The sequence below is a fragment of the Martelella sp. UBA3392 genome, assembly GCF_002358775.1.
GTDB lineage: Bacteria > Pseudomonadota > Alphaproteobacteria > Rhizobiales > Rhizobiaceae > Martelella > Martelella mediterranea.
Window position 1 is genome coordinate 1 of the sequence record NZ_DEPM01000092.1, and the last position, 16747, is coordinate 16747.

Annotated in this window: 16 protein-coding genes and 1 pseudogene; 3 read left to right on the forward strand and 14 right to left on the reverse strand. The window is 62.2% G+C overall.

Going from position 1 to position 16747, the window contains the following annotated elements; translation table 11 throughout:
- Nucleotides 1–350: 350 nt before the first annotated feature.
- The 7 genes from B4E36_RS06855 to B4E36_RS06885 all read right to left on the reverse strand — a co-directional run bounded on the left by B4E36_RS06855 (nt 351) and on the right by B4E36_RS06885 (nt 5865).
- Complete coding sequence (locus B4E36_RS06855) at nt 351–1130, reverse strand: succinate dehydrogenase iron-sulfur subunit (RefSeq protein ID WP_292052454.1); 780 nt, start codon at nt 1128–1130, stop codon at nt 351–353.
- Nucleotides 1131–1146: 16 nt separating this feature from the next.
- Entirely contained in the window at nt 1147–2988 is a 1842-nt protein-coding gene (sdhA, locus tag B4E36_RS06860) for a succinate dehydrogenase flavoprotein subunit (protein ID WP_292052456.1), read from the reverse strand.
- A 7-nt stretch (nt 2989–2995) separates the two neighbouring features.
- A complete protein-coding gene (sdhD, locus tag B4E36_RS06865; RefSeq protein WP_292052458.1) occupies nt 2996–3376 on the reverse strand; it encodes a succinate dehydrogenase, hydrophobic membrane anchor protein in 381 nt (126 codons plus the stop codon).
- A gap of 10 nt (nt 3377–3386) precedes the next feature.
- Nucleotides 3387–3779 (reverse strand): succinate dehydrogenase, cytochrome b556 subunit, encoded by a 393-nt coding sequence (gene sdhC, locus B4E36_RS06870; protein ID WP_230719515.1) that lies wholly within the window; start codon nt 3777–3779, stop codon nt 3387–3389.
- 280 nt (nt 3780–4059) lie between these two features.
- Nucleotides 4060–4710: a class I SAM-dependent methyltransferase gene (locus B4E36_RS06875; RefSeq protein ID WP_292052462.1), complete on the reverse strand. Its 651-nt coding sequence runs from the start codon at nt 4708–4710 to the stop codon at nt 4060–4062.
- 153 nt (nt 4711–4863) lie between these two features.
- Nucleotides 4864–5469 carry a 3-isopropylmalate dehydratase small subunit gene (gene leuD / locus B4E36_RS06880; RefSeq protein WP_345900163.1) on the reverse strand — a complete coding sequence of 202 codons (606 nt, stop codon included), beginning with the start codon at nt 5467–5469 and terminating at the stop codon, nt 4864–4866.
- Between the two features lie 156 nt (nt 5470–5625).
- Nucleotides 5626–5865 carry a hypothetical protein gene (locus tag B4E36_RS06885; RefSeq protein ID WP_026173112.1) on the reverse strand — a complete coding sequence of 80 codons (240 nt, stop codon included), beginning with the start codon at nt 5863–5865 and terminating at the stop codon, nt 5626–5628.
- 154 nt (nt 5866–6019) lie between these two features.
- On the opposite strand from B4E36_RS06885, the gene B4E36_RS06890 reads away from it, so the two are divergent.
- The gene (locus B4E36_RS06890) at nt 6020–6919 is read left to right on the forward strand and encodes an HpcH/HpaI aldolase/citrate lyase family protein (protein WP_292052468.1); all 900 of its coding nucleotides are present in this window, start codon (nt 6020–6022) and stop codon (nt 6917–6919) included.
- Nucleotides 6916–7122 carry a DUF1737 domain-containing protein gene (locus B4E36_RS06895; RefSeq protein ID WP_292052470.1) on the forward strand — a complete coding sequence of 69 codons (207 nt, stop codon included), beginning with the start codon at nt 6916–6918 and terminating at the stop codon, nt 7120–7122. Before B4E36_RS06890 ends, B4E36_RS06895 begins: the two co-directional genes overlap by 4 nt.
- 21 nt (nt 7123–7143) lie before the next feature.
- On the opposite strand, the gene B4E36_RS06900 is transcribed toward B4E36_RS06895, so the two are convergent.
- From B4E36_RS06900 to B4E36_RS06930, 7 genes are all read right to left on the reverse strand, one after another.
- Nucleotides 7144–7539, reverse strand: coding sequence for a bleomycin resistance protein (locus B4E36_RS06900; RefSeq protein WP_292052472.1), 396 nt, complete (start codon nt 7537–7539; stop codon nt 7144–7146).
- Nucleotides 7536–8543, reverse strand: a complete 1008-nt coding sequence (locus B4E36_RS06905) for a class I SAM-dependent methyltransferase (RefSeq protein ID WP_292052474.1) — start codon at nt 8541–8543, stop codon at nt 7536–7538. The genes B4E36_RS06900 and B4E36_RS06905 overlap by 4 nt, the downstream gene beginning before the upstream one ends.
- 245 nt (nt 8544–8788) lie before the next feature.
- Nucleotides 8789–10927 (reverse strand): polyribonucleotide nucleotidyltransferase, encoded by a 2139-nt coding sequence (gene pnp, locus B4E36_RS06910; protein WP_292052476.1) that lies wholly within the window; start codon nt 10925–10927, stop codon nt 8789–8791.
- Nucleotides 10928–11200: 273 nt separating this feature from the next.
- Nucleotides 11201–11470, reverse strand: a complete 270-nt coding sequence (rpsO, locus tag B4E36_RS06915) for a 30S ribosomal protein S15 (RefSeq protein WP_026173114.1) — start codon at nt 11468–11470, stop codon at nt 11201–11203.
- A gap of 299 nt (nt 11471–11769) precedes the next feature.
- Nucleotides 11770–13098, reverse strand: a complete 1329-nt coding sequence (locus B4E36_RS06920; RefSeq protein ID WP_345900164.1) for a cytochrome c — start codon at nt 13096–13098, stop codon at nt 11770–11772.
- A 10-nt stretch (nt 13099–13108) separates the two neighbouring features.
- Nucleotides 13109–14881, reverse strand: coding sequence for a GMC family oxidoreductase (locus B4E36_RS06925; RefSeq protein WP_292052481.1), 1773 nt, complete (start codon nt 14879–14881; stop codon nt 13109–13111).
- A 3-nt stretch (nt 14882–14884) separates the two neighbouring features.
- Entirely contained in the window at nt 14885–15592 is a 708-nt protein-coding gene (locus B4E36_RS06930; protein WP_292052483.1) for a gluconate 2-dehydrogenase subunit 3 family protein, read from the reverse strand.
- A 474-nt stretch (nt 15593–16066) separates the two neighbouring features.
- Between B4E36_RS06930 and B4E36_RS06935 the strand changes: the two are divergent.
- Nucleotides 16067–16747, forward strand: a pseudogene (locus tag B4E36_RS06935) (aspartate-alanine antiporter); the annotation flags it as partial.

Sequence of the window (16747 nt, forward strand, 5' to 3'; positions counted from 1 at the left end):
CGGCGGCGGGGGCGCCGGCGGCGAATAATCATAGGTCGTCCGCTGACATGCACTGAGGGCGAGAACCCCGGTCACTGCCGCGACCACCAAAACCTTGTGAACCATCAACCCGAACTCCTGCTCCTCTGGCGCAATGGGGCGCGGCCCCGCTGCACAGCTTCAAAGTACCTGCCTGCCCGCCACGCCAACAAGGCGAGGAGACGACCGGACCTGCCGGCAATCATATCGTGCGCAAGTCCAATCCAGCAAGGGCTACACCACATTCACCCGAAAGCGCAACCACGCCGGGGCCTCAACCGGCTTCACGATTGCGTAAGCGGCGTAAGAAACCGTAGCGCCGGAAAGAACGATCAAACCGAACGCTCGACCATCATCTTCTTGATGCCGGCGATCGCCTTGGCGGGGTTCAGCCCCTTCGGACAGGCCTGGGTGCAGTTCATGATCGTGTGGCAGCGATAGAGCCGGAAGGGATCTTCCAGATCGTCAAGCCGCTCGCCGGTCGCCTCGTCTCTGGAGTCGATCAGCCAGCGATAGGCCTGCAGCAGCACGGCCGGGCCGAGATAGCGGTCGCCATTCCACCAGTAGGAGGGACAGGAGGTAGAGCAGCAGGCGCACAGGATGCATTCATAAAGCCCGTCGAGCTTGACGCGGTCCTCATGGCTCTGCTTCCACTCCTTCGCCGGCGGCGGGGAAACCGTCTTCAGCCAGGGCTCGATCGAACGGTGCTGGGCGTAGAAATTGTTGAGGTCCGGCACCAGATCCTTGACCACCGGCATATGTGGCAGCGGGTAGATCTTCACCGCGCCCTTGATGTCGTCCATGCCCTTGGTGCAGGCGAGCGTGTTGGTGCCATCGATATTCATCGCGCACGAACCGCAAATGCCTTCGCGACAGGAGCGGCGCAGCGTCAGCGTCGGGTCGATATTGTTCTTGATGTACAAGAGCGCATCGAGAACCATCGGCCCGCAATCATCGAGATCGATGAAATAAGTGTCGATTGACGGGTTCTCGCCGGTATCCGGGTTCCAGCGGTAGATCTTGAACTCGCGAAGATTGGAAGCGCCCTCCGGCTTCGGCCAGGTCTTGCCGGTCTTGATCTTCGAGTTCTTGGGAAGCGTGAATTCAACCATTTCCTTGTCCTCTCGATCAGTAGACGCGCGCCTTGGGGGCGATCTTCTTGAGGTCGATGCCGTCGGCGATAAGGTCGGTGTGGACCGGGCGGTAGTCGAGCTTGACGTCGCCCGCTTCATTGACCCAGGCGAGCGTGTGCTTGCGCCAGTTCTCGTCGTCGCGGCCGGAGAACGGGCCGTCGGCATAGTCCTCGCGGGCGTGCGCGCCACGGCTTTCCTTGCGGGCCTCGGCGCCGTAGACGGTGGTGATCGCGCAGGCCATCAGGTTCTGCAGTTCCAGCGTCTCGACCAGATCCGAATTCCAGATCATCGAGCGGTCGGTGACCTTGACGTCCGGCAGTTCCTTCCAGATTTCCGAAATCCGTCGGCAGCCTTCCTCCAGCGTTTCCTGGGTGCGGAACACGGCAGCCTCTTCCTGCATGGCGCGCTGCATCTTGTCGCGCAGCACCGCCGTCGGCTGCGAGCCGGACGCATGGCGCGTCTTGTCGAAGCGCTCCATGATCCTGTCGCAGGCCTCGATATTGAGGGCCGGGATCGACGCCTCGCGATCGATCACCTGGCCGGCGCGGATTGCCGCGGCGCGGCCGAAGACCACGAGATCGATCAGCGAGTTGGAGCCGAGACGGTTGGCGCCGTGAACCGAGGCGCAACCGGCCTCGCCGACGGCCATCAGGCCGGGCGCGAGACGCTCGGGATTGTCGCCATCGGCGTTCAGCACCTCGCCGAAATAGTTCGTCGGAATGCCGCCCATATTGTAGTGGACCGTCGGCAGAACCGGGATCGGCTCGCGGGTGACATCGACGCCGGCGAAAATCTTGGCGCTCTCGGAGATACCCGGAAGACGCTCATGCAGCACAGCCGGATCGAGATGATCGAGATGCAGGAAGATGTGGTCCTTGTTCTTGCCGACACCGCGGCCTTCGCGGATTTCCATCGTCATGCAGCGCGAGACAACGTCGCGCGAGGCGAGATCCTTGGCCGACGGCGCATAGCGCTCCATGAAGCGCTCGCCCTCGGAATTGACCAGATAGCCGCCCTCGCCGCGCGCGCCCTCGGTAATCAGGCAGCCCGCGCCATAGATGCCGGTCGGGTGGAACTGCACGAATTCCATGTCCTGCAACGGCAGGCCGGCGCGCGCGATCATGCCGGCGCCATCGCCGGTGCAGGTATGCGCGGAGGTCGCCGAGAAATAGGTGCGGCCATAGCCGCCGGTCGCCAGCACCACCATCTTGGCGGAGAAGCGGTGGATCGTGCCGTCATCAAGGTTCCAAGCAACCACGCCGGTGCAGGTCCCGTCATCGCTCATGATCAGGTCGATCGCGAAATATTCGATGAAGAACTCGGCATTGTTGCGCAGAGACTGGCCGTAAAGCGTGTGCAGAATGGCGTGGCCGGTGCGGTCGGCGGCAGCACAGGTGCGCTGTACCGGCGGGCCTTCGCCATAGTTCTGCATGTGGCCGCCGAAGGGGCGCTGGTAGATCTTGCCCTCTTCGTTACGGGAGAACGGCACGCCGTAATGCTCAAGCTCATAGACCGCCTGCGGCGCTTCCATGGCGAGATACTGCATGGCATCGACATCGCCGAGCCAGTCGGAGCCCTTGACGGTGTCGTAGAGATGCCACTGCCAACAATCGGGCGTCATGTTCTGCAGCGAGGCGGCGATGCCGCCCTGGGCGGCCACGGTATGCGAGCGCGTCGGGAAAACCTTGGTGATGCAGGCGGTCTTGAAGCCCTGCTCGGCCATGCCGAGCGTGGCACGCAGGCCGGAACCGCCGGCGCCGACCACGATCACGTCATAGGCGTGGTCGACATATTCATAGGCCTTGCCATTGGCGGCGGGGGAAGAAGGATTAGCCATGTGAATATTATCCTACAAACGCGATTTTCAGGATGGCGAACAGACAGAGCCCGCCGATCAGCACGGTGAAGAAGGTGTTCGCCATCACCGCGACGAGCTTCAGCACTTCGCCATGGACGTAGTCGTCGATGATCTCCAGCATGCCGATGCGCATATGCACGAGGCCGGCGATGATCATCAGCCCCATCAGCACGGCGATGAAGGGGTTGGCAAGGCTCGCGACCACCTCTTCATAGGGCGCGCCGATATGGGCGATGATGAAGATGATGAACAGGACGAACAGCGGCACGAGCGCGACGGCCGTCATCCGCTGGACCCAGAAATGATGGGTCCCTTCCTTGGCGGAGCCGAGGCCGCGAACCTTTTTCAGCGGTGTACGCATATCCATGGTGCTCTCCTTACCAGACCAGAAGCCCGACGATCCACAGAAGGACCGTGACCGCGACCGAGACGAAGGGCAGAGCGATCGCCAACTTCGTGGTGAATTCCTTGCCGAGACCGTGGCCGAGATCCCAGGCGAAATGGCGAAGACCGCCGAGCAGATGATGCACCAGCGCCCAGGTGTAGCCGAACAGGATCAAAAGCCCGAGCCAGGAACCGAAGAACCAGCTCACGCAATCGAAGGCTTCCTTGCCCATGGCGGCAGAAACCAGCCAGGCGGCAAGCAGGATCGTGCCGAAATACATCGCGCCGCCGGTAATGCGGTGGATGATCGACATCGCCATGGTCGGAATGAACCGGTAGACTTGAAGATGCGGCGATAGGGGCCGGTTGCTGGTCGGAGTGGCCATCAAAACCTCGCAGGCGTTCTGTAGGACGCGGCAATTATGCAATCGGCGTCGCCCGGCAACCAGAGCCGGACGCAACCGACGTTCACCGGTGGTGTAGCCACCGCAAACCGCCGCGACAAGTCGATTCGCTCCGCCCGTCCCGATTTAATCGGTTTGACAGTCGGCGGATTGAAAAAGACCGTTTATCGGGCCCGGAAAATCGCATGCTTTTGTCAACAAGTCCATCCGGGGCGTGGAATTTCAAGCGCTTAACATGAGCTCTGAACTCAAGTTTAACGACTCAGTCGTGTCCGGCGAAGCGCCAGACCGTGGTCCGCTTCACCTCGCTGTCCTCCAGAACCCGCGTCACCGGCACCTGGTATTCGGCAAGTTTTTGCAATTGTTCCGTTGGGCAATAGGCCCGCCCCGGATCGCCGACGAGAATGGTGATGCCGCGTGCCGTCAGTCGCTCGAACCAGGGCAGCAACGCCGCTGCCCATGCGGCATCGTAGAACACATCGCCGGCGAGCAGAACGTCGCAATCGGGGGTGGTTCCCATCAAGTCTTTTTCGGTGAAGCTGATCGTGACGCCGTTCAGGTCTGCATTGAGCTTTGCGGCAACGCCAGAGAACGGATCGATATCCGCCGCGAGAACAAAGGCGGCGCCCGCCCTTCCAGCGGCGATCGCCACCAGTCCGGAGCCGCTAGCGAAATCGACGACCCGCCTGCCCGCCACGCATTCCGGGTGATCCAGCACATAGCGCGCCAGCCCCTGCCCGCCCGCCCAGGCAAAGGCCCAGAATGGCGGCGGCAGGCCGATTTCCTCAAGCTCGCTCTCGGTCTTCTGCCACAGATCATGCACCTCGCTCGCAAGACGGAGCCGTATTTCCGGCACATGCGGCGGGGTGAGGATTTCGGTATTTTCGAGAATGAAGGCCTTGGGGTCTTTCATGTTCTCCCCATGAGACAATAGAGCGGCTGTTGCTCATCACGAAAGGGAAGAATGTCGCCCGAACCTTGACGGGGGACCGCAGAGCGATAGCGTCTTTGGAAAAAACTGAGGCCAGCTTCAGGCCGGCCTCGCTTGATTATATTCCCGTGATAATCAGGCCCAGGGGCGCTCGGTGGCGAGCTTGCTTTCATAGCTGGCGATATTGGCGCTCTTTTCCAGCGTCAGCGAGATGTCATCGAGACCGTTCAGCAGGCAGTGGCGCTTGAAGGCGTCGAGTTCGAACTTGATAGAGCCGCCATCGGGACCGGTGATTTCCTGGTTCTCCAGATCGACCGTCAGAACCGCGTTCGACCCGCGCTCGGCATCGTCCATCAGCTTTTCCAGCTCTTCCGGCGACACGATGATCGGCAGAATGCCGTTCTTGAAGCAGTTATTGTAAAAGATGTCGGCGAAGCTGGTCGAGATCACGCAGCGGATGCCGAAATCAGCCAGCGCCCAGGGCGCGTGTTCGCGCGAGGAGCCGCAGCCGAAATTGTCGCCCGCCACGAGGATCTTGGCCTCGCGATAGGCCGGCTTGTTCAGCACGAAATCCGGGTTTTCCGAACCGTCCTGATTGAAGCGCGCTTCGGCGAACAGACCGGCGCCGAGACCGGTGCGCTTGATCGTCTTCAGATAATCCTTGGGAATGATCATGTCGGTATCGATATTGACCACGGGCAGCGGCGCGGCAACACCCGTCAGCTTGACAAATTTTTCCATGGGACATCCTCGGCACGTTTATTGAGCTTGCCATCGCTCTATAGCGGTTTTACGCCGCTTTCAACGAAAAACTGTACCTTTTGGTACGGGCGCGGAAAAACAGAAGGCAGCCGCAAGGGCTGCCTGAAAAGCGATAGAACTGCGAAATCGAACCTCTCAGAGGTCGATGATCTTGCCCTTGCCATCATCCCATACGCGCATGCCATCCTTGCGGCGGCAGTCGCGGGTGCGAACCGGAACCGGTGCACGGTTAAGCTTGCCGGCAACCACGCGAGCAACGGTCAGCACGGCGAGAACGCCAACCAGCGCCAGACCAACGGAAAAAGCAAATACGGTCACGAAGGCCACGGCGGCCAGCCCGACAATTGCCATTACTACGGAGCGGATGTTTTCCATCGTCAGTTTCCTTTCACACTTGCTAATCTGGCGCGTCGGTGACCGTTGCGCAAGGGGCAGCGACCATTTTGTCTCATTGAATGCGAACCAAAACTTTGCGAAGCATCATTTTCAGGCACTGCTAAAACCAGTGAGTCCGGAAATTGTCAGGAATATGGCCATGCCCCCCATAAAACTGTGGCGTTCTCTGCTGAGCGTACCCGCCATCAACCGCCGCGCGCTGGAAAAGTCGAGGACGCTTGCGGCCGACGCGATCATCTACGATCTGGAGGATGCCGTCGCGCCAGGCAAAAAGGCCGAGGCGCGGGAGAACCTGGAGCGGCTCTACAGCGAGGACCGGCCCGAGGCTGTGACCGCGATCCGCGTGAACCCGCTCGATACGGCAGACGGCAGCGAGGACATGAAGACCGTGCTCGCCTGCCAGCCTGATGCCGTTCTCCTGCCCAAGGTCGGCAATGTGGCAAGCATGGCGGCGGCGGGCGCTCTGCTGAAGAGAAACGGCGCGCCGGAGCGCATCAAGCTCTGGGCGATGATCGAGACGCCGGAGGGCGTGGTCAATGCCGCGGCCATTGCCGGGGCGTTTTCCGATGTGCGGGCCGGCGGGCGGCTGGAGGCACTGGTTGTCGGGGTCAATGATCTGCGCGCGGAAACCGGCGTCGCCCCCTCCCCCGGCCGCGCCTATCTCGTGCCCTGGCTGATGCAGACCGTGCTTGCCGCCCGCGCCTACGGCATCCGCGTCATCGACGGCGTCTACAATGATTTCGCGGATCAGGACGGTTATGCGGCCGAATGCGCCGAAGGCGCGGCCATGGGGTTTGACGGCAAAATGCTGATCCACCCGAACCAGATCGAGGCCGCCAACCGCCATTTCAGCCCGTCCGAACAGGCCGTTGCCGAAGCGCGCGCGATCGTGGAAGCATTTGCCAGACCGGGCGCGGAGGCGCTAAACGTCATCGATCTCGACGGCCGCATGGTCGAGCGCCTGCATCTGGAACAGGCCCGATCGCTGCTGGCGCAGGTCACCGCCATTCAATCGACAAAGGATACCCGATGAAACTCTATCGCTTTCTCACCGGCCCGGACGAATCGTCCTTCTGCCACCGCGTCACCGACGCCCTCAACAAGGGCTGGGAATTGCACGGCTCGCCATCGCTGACCTTCGACCCCAATCTCGGCAAGACCTATTGCGGCCAGGCCGTGGTGAAGGAAGTCGAGGGCAAGGACTATGACCCGTCGATCAAGCTCGGCGAACAGTGAGGCGCGCCCCGGGCGGAAAGATCAGATCGGCTGAAACGGCCTCAAGAGATATCCGTCCGGGTCCCGCACCCAGAGCTGGCGCTGGCCTCTTTCGTCATCAAGCGTTTGATACCAGCGCTCTTCGGGACCGAGCACCAGCGGCCATCCCGCAGCATTAAGCCGGGCGACGATGCCGTCGAAATCCGCTACCTCGAGCTGGAAGTTGATGCCGCCGCCAAGGTGCTGCGGCGCGTCCCCCACGCTCCGCCCCATGCCGGTCGTGTCCAGCATGAGCTGCGCCGCGCCGAGCTCCAGAAAGGCAAAGCCCTCCTCCGGGCGCTGATAGGCGACCGAAAAGCCGATCAACCCGACGTAGAACTCAAGGCTCTCCGCCAGGTCCCTCACGCCGAGTTCCGGAATGAGGGCGTTGAACCTCACTTGCGGCCCCAGAGGATCTTGAAGCGGGCGTTGCGATAATCCTCGCCGCTCGACTTGCAGTTCTCGCCAAGCACCGGCTCGTAGGGCAGGCCGCGATTGGCGACCAGAAGCAGCCGCCCGCCGGGCTTCAGCGCATCGCAGGCAGCCTTGATCAGCGCCTTGCCGAGCGACGGCTCGGCGGCCTTTCCGGCGTGGAAGGGCGGGTTCATGACGATCAGGTCGTAGCGCGTCCTGACCTTCTCGCCCGCAAGGTCCTGCCAGAAATAGCGGAATGCCCGCTGCTGGCCGGCGAGATTGACCTTGGCGCGTTCCAGCGCGCGGTAATCCGCCTCGTAGAGATCGATGCCCTCTGCGCGCGGCGCGCGTTCGGCGAGCATCGCGGAAAGATAACCCCAACCCGCGCCGAAATCGGCCGCAAGCCCGGAAAAATCCTCCGGCAGCCGCTCCCCCAGAATGCGCGAACCCTCATCGATGCGGTCATGCGAGAACAGGCCCGCCACGGTGGTGAAGCGGCCATCGATCTCGACGGTCGGATGGGTCAGTTTTTCGATCGCCTCCGAGGCATCATCCGGACGGGTGAACCACACCGCCACGCCATGATATTTCGGCATCGATTCGAGATCGGAAAACAGATGGCCGAGCCGCTTCCTCAGCGACTGGATGCCTTCCTCCTTGGTGCCCGCGATCACGATGAAGCCGCCGGGCACGGTCTTTGCGAGCGCTTCCGCGATCCGGTTCTCGTTCTCGCCGCGATGCTTGGTGAGCAGGATGAGGGTCAGATCGTAAGGCCCATCGCCCGCTTCCGGCGCGACATCGGCATGCGCACGCTCCAGCCCGATGAAATGCGGGCGATAGGGCTGCACCGCCTCGATCGCCGCGCCAAAGCCCTCCGGCACGCGGTAACCGGGCTCGGCGCTCAGAAACAGACAACGCCCAGCCTCCGGCATGGCGATGGTGCCGCTTTCGAAGGGATGGAAAATGGTTTTCAGCGTCTCGCGAGCCATGATTCTACCTGTGAAAAAGGCGCGAGCGATAGATGCTCACGCCTGAAAATGAATGCTTCTCGGTTCGCCTCTCACAATCTCTCCCCTTGAGGGGCAGAGAGGGGTGAACCCTATCGGCAAATGCGGAGCTACGGGCTGATACCCATTACCCCTCTCTGTCGCTTTCGCGACATCTCCCCCTCAAGGGGGGGAGATTGAAGGGAGCATCACTGCTCCGAGGTTCAGAACCCGTTGGTCCGTCAGCCTTACTCGGCGGCGTCGGACTTCTGCTTGCGCTCGATTTCCTTGCCGGTCTCCTGGTCGACGACCTTCATCGACAGCTTGACCTTGCCGCGCTCATCGAAGCCGATGAGCTTGACCCAGACCTTGTCGCCTTCCTTGACCACGTCGGTGGTCTTGGCCACACGATCCGAAGCAAGCTGGGAGATGTGGACAAGACCGTCGCGCGGGCCGAAGAAGTTCACGAATGCGCCGAAGTCGGCGGTCTTGACGACCGTGCCTTCGTAGATCGCGTTCAGTTCCGGCTCGTCAACGATCGAGTGGATCCACTTCTTGGCCGCCTCGATCTCCTTGCCGGAAGACGATGCGATCTTGATCGTGCCATCGTCCTCGATGTTGATCTTGGCGCCGGTCTTTTCGACGATCTCGCGGATGACCTTGCCGCCCGAACCGATAACGTCGCGGATCTTGTCGACGGCAATCGTCATCATCTCAATGCGCGGGGCATATTCGCCGAGCTGCTCGCGACCCTCGGTGATGGCCTTGGCCATTTCGCCGAGAATATGCTTGCGGCCGCCCTGGGCCTGGCCGAGCGCGACCTTCATGATCTCCTCGGTGATGCCGGCGATCTTGATGTCCATCTGCAGCGAGGTGATGCCGTCGGACGTGCCGGCGACCTTGAAGTCCATATCGCCGAGGTGGTCTTCGTCACCGAGAATGTCGGAGAGAACCGCGAAGCGCTCGCCTTCCAGAATCAGACCCATGGCGATGCCGGCAACCGGCTTTGCCAGCGGAACGCCGGCATCCATGAGAGCAAGTGAGGTGCCGCACACGGTTGCCATCGAGGACGAACCGTTGGATTCGGTGATCTCGGAGACGACGCGCAGCGTGTAGGGAAACTGCTCCACGGTCGGCAGCATCGGGCGGATCGCGCGCCATGCAAGCTTGCCGTGGCCGATTTCGCGGCGGCCCGGGGAGCCCATGCGGCCGGTCTCACCCACCGAATAGGGCGGGAAGTTGTAATGCAGCAGGAAGCGTTCCTTATACATGCCGGTCAGCGCGTCGACATACTGCTCGTCCTCGCCGGTGCCAAGCGTGGCAACCACCAGCGCCTGGGTTTCGCCGCGGGTGAACAGCGCCGAACCGTGGGTGCGCGGCAGGATGCCGACTTCGGAGACGATCTGACGGACGGTCTCGAGATCGCGGCCGTCGATGCGGCTCTTGGTGTCGAGAATGTTCCAGCGCACGATCTTGGCCTGGAGATGCTTGAACACCGCGCCGATTTCTTCCGCCGTGTACTTGGCTTCCTCGCCTTCGGCCGGGGCGTAGCGCTCCTTCACCTTCGCCTTGCAGGCGTCGACGGCAGCGTAGCGCGCGGCCTTTTCGGTGATCTTGTAGGCGTCGCGCAGCTCGTTCTCGATGAAGGAGAGCATGTCGTTTTCAAGGGCGGAATGATCTTCCGGCTCGAATTCGCGCGGCTCCTTGGCCGCGACTTCGGCAAGCTTGATGATCGCGTCGATCACCGGCTGGAAGCCCTTGTGGCCGAACATGACGGCGCCGAGCATGACGTCTTCGGGCAGCTCCTTGGCTTCCGATTCCACCATCAGGACCGCGTCGCCCGTGCCGGCGACCACGAGGTCGAGCGCGGTTTCGGGCATTTCGTCGATATGCGGGTTCAGCACATATTCGCCGTTGATATAGCCGACGCGCGCGCCGCCGATCGGGCCCATGAACGGAACGCCGGAGAGCGTCAGCGCGGCCGAGGTCGCGACCATCGCCAGAACGTCCGGGTTGTTTTCGAGGTCATGCTGGAGAACGGTGACCACCACCTGGGTGTCGTTCTTGTAGCCTTCGGGAAACAGCGGGCGGATCGGACGGTCGATCAGGCGGGAAACGAGGGTCTCGTTTTCGCTCGGACGGCCCTCGCGCTTGAAGTAGCCGCCGGGGATCCGGCCGGCCGCGAAGGTCTTTTCCTGGTAGTTGACGGTGAGCGGGAAGAAATCCTGGCCCGGCTTCGGCTCCTTGGCGGAGACGACGGTGGCGAGAACGGTGGTTTCGCCATAGGAGGCCAGAACCGCGCCGTCAGCCTGACGGGCAACCTTGCCGGTCTCAAGCGTGAGCGTGCGGCCGGCCCACTCGATTTCCACTTTGTGGGAGTTGAACATGTCTTGTCCTTTAACAAATGCAGCGATCCCGCTCTTGCCCGAAGGAAAGGCGAAATCACGGCGTCACGTTTCGTTCGACACGTCACGGGCAAGACAACGTGCTGCTTCCGGTTGTGAAGCAGCCTGCAATCCTGCCCCATGACAGGTCCGTTTCGGCATGCGGCGCCGGACGTTCCGGGGCCGCGTCTTCTGATCCTGCGCCCGCCACGGCGCAAAACCGGCGCTTGTCAGCGCAAATGGAAACGGCGGGCGCAAACGCCCGCCGGATTAAGCCTAGCGGCGAATGCCCAGACGGCCGATAAGGCTCGTATAGCGGCTTTCATCGATGCGCTTCAGGTAGTCGAGCAGCGAACGGCGGGTCGAAACCAGCGTCAGCAGGCCACGGCGGGAATGGTTGTCCTTCTTGTGGTCCTTGAAGTGCTCGGTCAGGTTGGTGATCCGCTCGGTCAGGATGGCAACCTGTACTTCCGGCGAACCGGTGTCGCCTTCCTTGGTTGCGTATTCCTTGATCAGCGCTGCCTTGCGTTCAGCAGTAATCGACATCGGTCATCCTTTCTTTAAGAAATGAGGGTGTTTCAAGTCGCCCGGGCCGGGATGTCGTCCAGCAGGGGCCATTCATGCGCATCTGTTTCAATGCTGGCGCCCATATAGGCCAAACCGAGCGTAATGTCGAGTGTCGCTTTGCGCACGGGGCGATAGCGCTTTGCCGGAGGCTTCCGCAACAGCCGCCGGAGTCGCGCACGGTTTGCCTGGGCCATTCAGAAAGAGGGGCATTTCCCGTTGCGGGCATTGCCCGATCCTGCGGAGCCCGCCGCCTCAAGAAGGACGGCGGGCCCTTGATCTTACTGGCGCACCGCCTTGACGTCATCCTCGCTTACGGCCGGGGCGGAATTGCCCCAGGCGCTGCGCAGGAAGGTCGCCAGCGTTGCGATATCGGCATCCGAAAGCCGGTCGCCGAAGGCCGGCATTGCCAGCCGCTCCGGTCGCTCGGCTGTCGAAGGCATCGCGGCGCCATGGAGAATGACCTCCGTCAGGCCCTTGGTCGTCGGCGCCGTAACCAGCGAGTTGCCCTTCAGCGCCGGGAACACGCCGGGCGCGCCGCGGCCGTCCGGCATATGACAGGCGTTGCAGTTGTTGAGATAGAGAATTTCTCCATCCGTAAGGTCTGCCGCTGCCTTGAGCTTCGCCGTCGTCGGATCGTCGGCGGCATCGAGCCGGTCCGTCGTCCGCTCGTCGGGCACGGGCTGCGGGTCGGGTTTGACATCCGAGATCGCCCGGAGATAGGCGACCATCGCATCGGCATCCTCGTCCTTCATGTATTGAAGGGATTCGCCGACCACGAGCTGCATCTCGCCGACCACAGCGGAATGGGCGTTGCGGCCGGTCGTCAGATAGTCCTTCAGGTCCGCGTCGGTCCATGTCTGCAGGGCGGATGCGGCCGTGCGCAGGTCGGGCGCAGTCCAGCCGCCGATCTCGCCGCCCGTCAGGAAGGCCGGATTGTCGGCATTGGTGCCGTCCTGCGCCATGATGATGTTGCGAGGGCTGTGGCAGGCCGCGCAATGGCCGAGCGCCTGCACCAGATAGGCCCCGCGATCAAGCGCGTCGCTTTCGGTCGCAACGTCATCGGGGTGGAAGCCGGGCTTGCCGAGTGCGGCCCAGTTCCACAGACGAATGCCCCAGCGCTGGTTGAACGGGAAGTCGAGCGCGGTCTCCTTCACCGGGTTGTCGACCGCTGCGACGTCATTGTGGACATAATCCCAGATCGCCCGGATATCCTCCTCCTTCATATGCCGGTAGTTCTCGTAGGGCATGGCCGGATAGAGATGCACGCCGCCGGGCGCGATGCCGTCGACGAGGGCTGCGTGGAACTGGTCGTAGGTCCAGCCGCCGATGCCGGTTTCCACGTCGGGGGTGATGTTGCTCGACCAGATCGTGCCCATCGGGCTCTCGATCGGCCGCCCGCCGGCGAACGGTTCGCCGCCCTCGGCGGTGTGACAGGCCTGACAGTCGGCCATCTGGGTGACATATTGACCTTCGCCGGGCGCCGGCTCCCAGTCGGCCGCCAGATTGTCGTCCGGCTTGGTGAGAGATGGCGGCACGAAGATGATCGCCGCGAGCGCCACCACGCCGATGACGATGAGCGCGAGGATGATGCGAAGAAAGGTTTTCATGATCCGCTCCTCACATCAATGGCCGGGGGTTGGGCAGGTAATCCTTGCGCAACGCCTCCAGCGCCCAGTAGGCAAGGCCGCCGACGGCACCCGTGGGATTATACTGGATGTTCTGCGGGAAGGCGGAAGCGCCCATGACCCAGACATTGTGACAGTCCCAGCTCTGGAGATAGCGGTTGATCGCCGAGGTCTTCGGGTCCGTGCCCATGATCGCGCCGCCGACATTGTGGGTCGACTGGTAGGGACGCACATCATACTGCGCGCCGTCGCCCTTGTAGCCCGATGCCATGGCATCCGGGTTCATGCTCTCGGCGATTTCCTCGATCCGGGCCTTCATGAACTGGGTCATCTTGATGTCGTTGTCCTTCCAGTTGAAGGTCATGCGCATCAGCGGACGGCCGTGGCGGTCCTTGTAAGTCGGATCGAGATCGAGACAGGTGTCGCGATAGGCCATGTTGGAGCCATGAGAGCCGATCGACAGGTTGTGGCCGTACCATTCGCCAACGGCTTCCTTCCAGCCCGCGCCCCAGGCCGGTGTGCCCGGCGGCAGCGCCATCTGCTGGATCGGGCGGCCGCCGGTGTGGCCGCAGGTGATATAGCTGCCGCCGATGAAGCCTTCCTTACCGAAATCGATCTGCGACATCGAGAAGTCGTCGATCGTCATGCCACCGGAGCCGGTTCCCACGAACGGGTTGAACACCTTGTCCTTGAACCAGAGGCTGGTGCCCCCGGTCATCTGGTAGGAATAGTTGCGCCCGACGACGCCCTCGCCGGTATCGGGATCGTAGGGCTCCCCGATCTCGGAAAGCAGCAGAAGGTGGACATTGTGCAGCGAATAGGCGCAGACCAGCACGAGATCGGCCGGCTGGAACACCTCCTCGCCGGTATTGTCGTCGAAATAGGTCACGCCGGTCGCGGTCTTGCCGTCGGCGGCCTTTTCGATCTTCAGCACCTCGCATCTGGTCTTGTAGCTGAAGTTCGGCTTGCGCTTCAGCGCGTCGAGAATGCAGACCTGCGGCGATGACTTGGAATAGTTGTTGCAGCCGAAGCGCTCGCAGAAGCCGCAATAATTGCAGGGCCCGAGCTGCATGCCGTAATCATTGACATACTGGATCGACGCATTGGCCGAAGGACGCGGGAACGGATGGTAGCCCATCTTGCGGGCGGCATCGGCGAACAGTTCCGAATCCCAGGTGTTCTTCAGCGGCGGCATCGGATATTCGGCCGATCGCGGCGCTTCGAACGGATTGCCGCCCTCCTGAATCTCGCCGTTGATGTTGCCCGCCTTGCCGGCAATGCCCGCCACACTCTCGAACTTGGTGAGATGCGGTTCCAGCTCCTCTGCCGTCACGCCCCAATCCTGAAGCTGCATGTCTTCGGGAATGATATCGGCGCCGAAGGTCTCCTCGACATAGGAGCGCAGACGGTATTCGACCGCCTGCGGCCGCCAGTTCTGGCCGTTCCAGTGAACGCCCGCGCCACCGACGCCGTCGCCCGGCAGGAACGAACCGAGATGACGGTAGGGAAGCGCAGTCTCCTGAGTATTGTGGCGCACGGTCAGCGTGGAGTTGACCGGCTTCTGCATCAGGTCGTAGCGGACGGCGTATTTCAGCTCGTCGAAAATGTTGGGATACTGGAAATCGGGCACCGTACTGCGGTCGTCGCCGCGTTCGAGCGCGAGGATATCGAGCCCCTCATTGGCCAGTTCCATGCCCATGATCGCCCCGGTCCAGCCGAGCCCGATGATGACGACGTCTTTCTTGGGATCTGTTCTTGTAGCCATGGTTTACGCCCTGTCCCCGCTGATCGACACGGGACCGAGCGGATATTCGGCGTTCTCGCGGCCCGGCCAGGAGGTGAAGGCGCCGCGCGCGCCGGGAAAGCCGATATAGACCCAGGCCTGCATATCGTGATTGCCGCCATAACCGGGATCGGCGAAATAGCCCTCCTTGGTGTTGGCGAGCAGGAACTGGAAGAAATCGCGCAGCTCGGGCGCCAGCCCCACCTCGCCCTTTTGCAGCGAGGTCAGCGCGGCATCCTGTGTTGCCGCTTCGAGATTTTCGAAACTGTCGCCATGCGTTTGTTTGCACCAGTCCTGAAAGACGGGAATCGCCTGGCGATAGATTTCCGCCGGCGTCAGCGGGCTCTGGAAGCCGAGCGTGGGATTGGCGCCGGGATCGAACGGACCCTGCATGTACCAGTCCGCGGCCTTGCCGAAATTGCCTGCGAGCTGCCGGTCGATGAAGACCGGCACCCGACAGTCGATCGCGCCGGGACCATTGCCGCCGGCGGGAATCAGACGGTCGCAGGCGGCCATGACGAACGCCCATTCAGCCTCGTTGAAATAGACCCGCTCATACTGATCGAGCGGCGGCGGGGGTTCCTTCTGGGGCGCTTGCGCATTGGCCGAGCCGGCAAGCGAAGCAATCGCCACCCCGGCGGCCGTTCCCTTGAGGAACCCGCGCCGAGACGGACGTCCTGGCATCTCACGCATGATTATTTCCTTTCGCCGGCCGGGGGCCGGTCATCTCTCCCCGCCTGCGAATAGTCCGGATTTCGCTCCGGATACGGAGGCGGCTCCATTTGCTTCCGGATGTCTCCGGAAGACCAACGGCCCGTCACGCGCGACGGGCCGAAACCCTCTATATCGAGCATTGTGACTCATGATCGCCGGTGAGAGAAGGTGATTTTTTTCCGTCCTTGTGGGAACAAAATCGAAGAAGGCGTGAAACCATGAAGCGTGGAGCCCGTTAGGCGGGAATCCGGGTTTCTGGCCTTCGTGGGGCTGCGGAGCCAGCCGGAGCGCGCAACGAAACGTCTACCCGCCTGAAACCTTCGATGCCGCAAATTCCGGGCCTTTCAGCCGGGTTGTCAGACCTTACAGTTTTCCCGATCGACCTTTGCTCTTATTCTTGGCCACCGACCTTGCGCCGGCGCGATGCAAAGCACGATAAAAAGAATGTAGTGAATGACCGAATGGCTTGTCGCCACGTTGCGGGAAAATGTGGAAATACCGCTCTTTCTTTGCCTTGTCGTCGGTTTCACCGTGGGGCGGGTTCAGGTCAGGGGCATCTCGCTTGGCGAAGTGACCGCCACGCTGCTTGCGGCGCTCGCCATCGGCCAGATCGGCTTCGAAATCTCGCCGAAGATGAAGTTCGTGTTCTTCTCGCTCTATCTGTTCGCCGTCGGCTACAGCGCCGGCCCGCAATTCGTCCGCGCCCTGTTCGAGGGCGGCTTCAAGCAGGCGGGGTTTGCGGTCGTCGTCTGTATCATGAGCCTGCTCAGCGTCTATGCCGTCGCCCGGCTTGCCGGTCTTGATGTGGGCGCGGCGGCAGGATTCTTCGCCGGCTCGGCAACCACATCGCCATCACTCCCGCTTTCAGAAACCGCGATCGCGAAATCGTCCATGACGGCGGCGGCCAAGGCCCACGCGCTCGACGTCATGCCGGCTGCCTTCTCCATCAGCTTCATCATCGGCACGCTCAGTTCCGTGATCGTGCTGGCCATTTTCGGGCCCCGGCTTCTGAAAATCGATCTCGCCGCCGCCTGCCGCGCCTATGTCGAAAAAATGGGCGGCAATGACAGCAAGGCTCGTCGGGGAACCGCCTGGCATCAATATGTCGCACGCGCCTATCGCGTCGATGAAAAA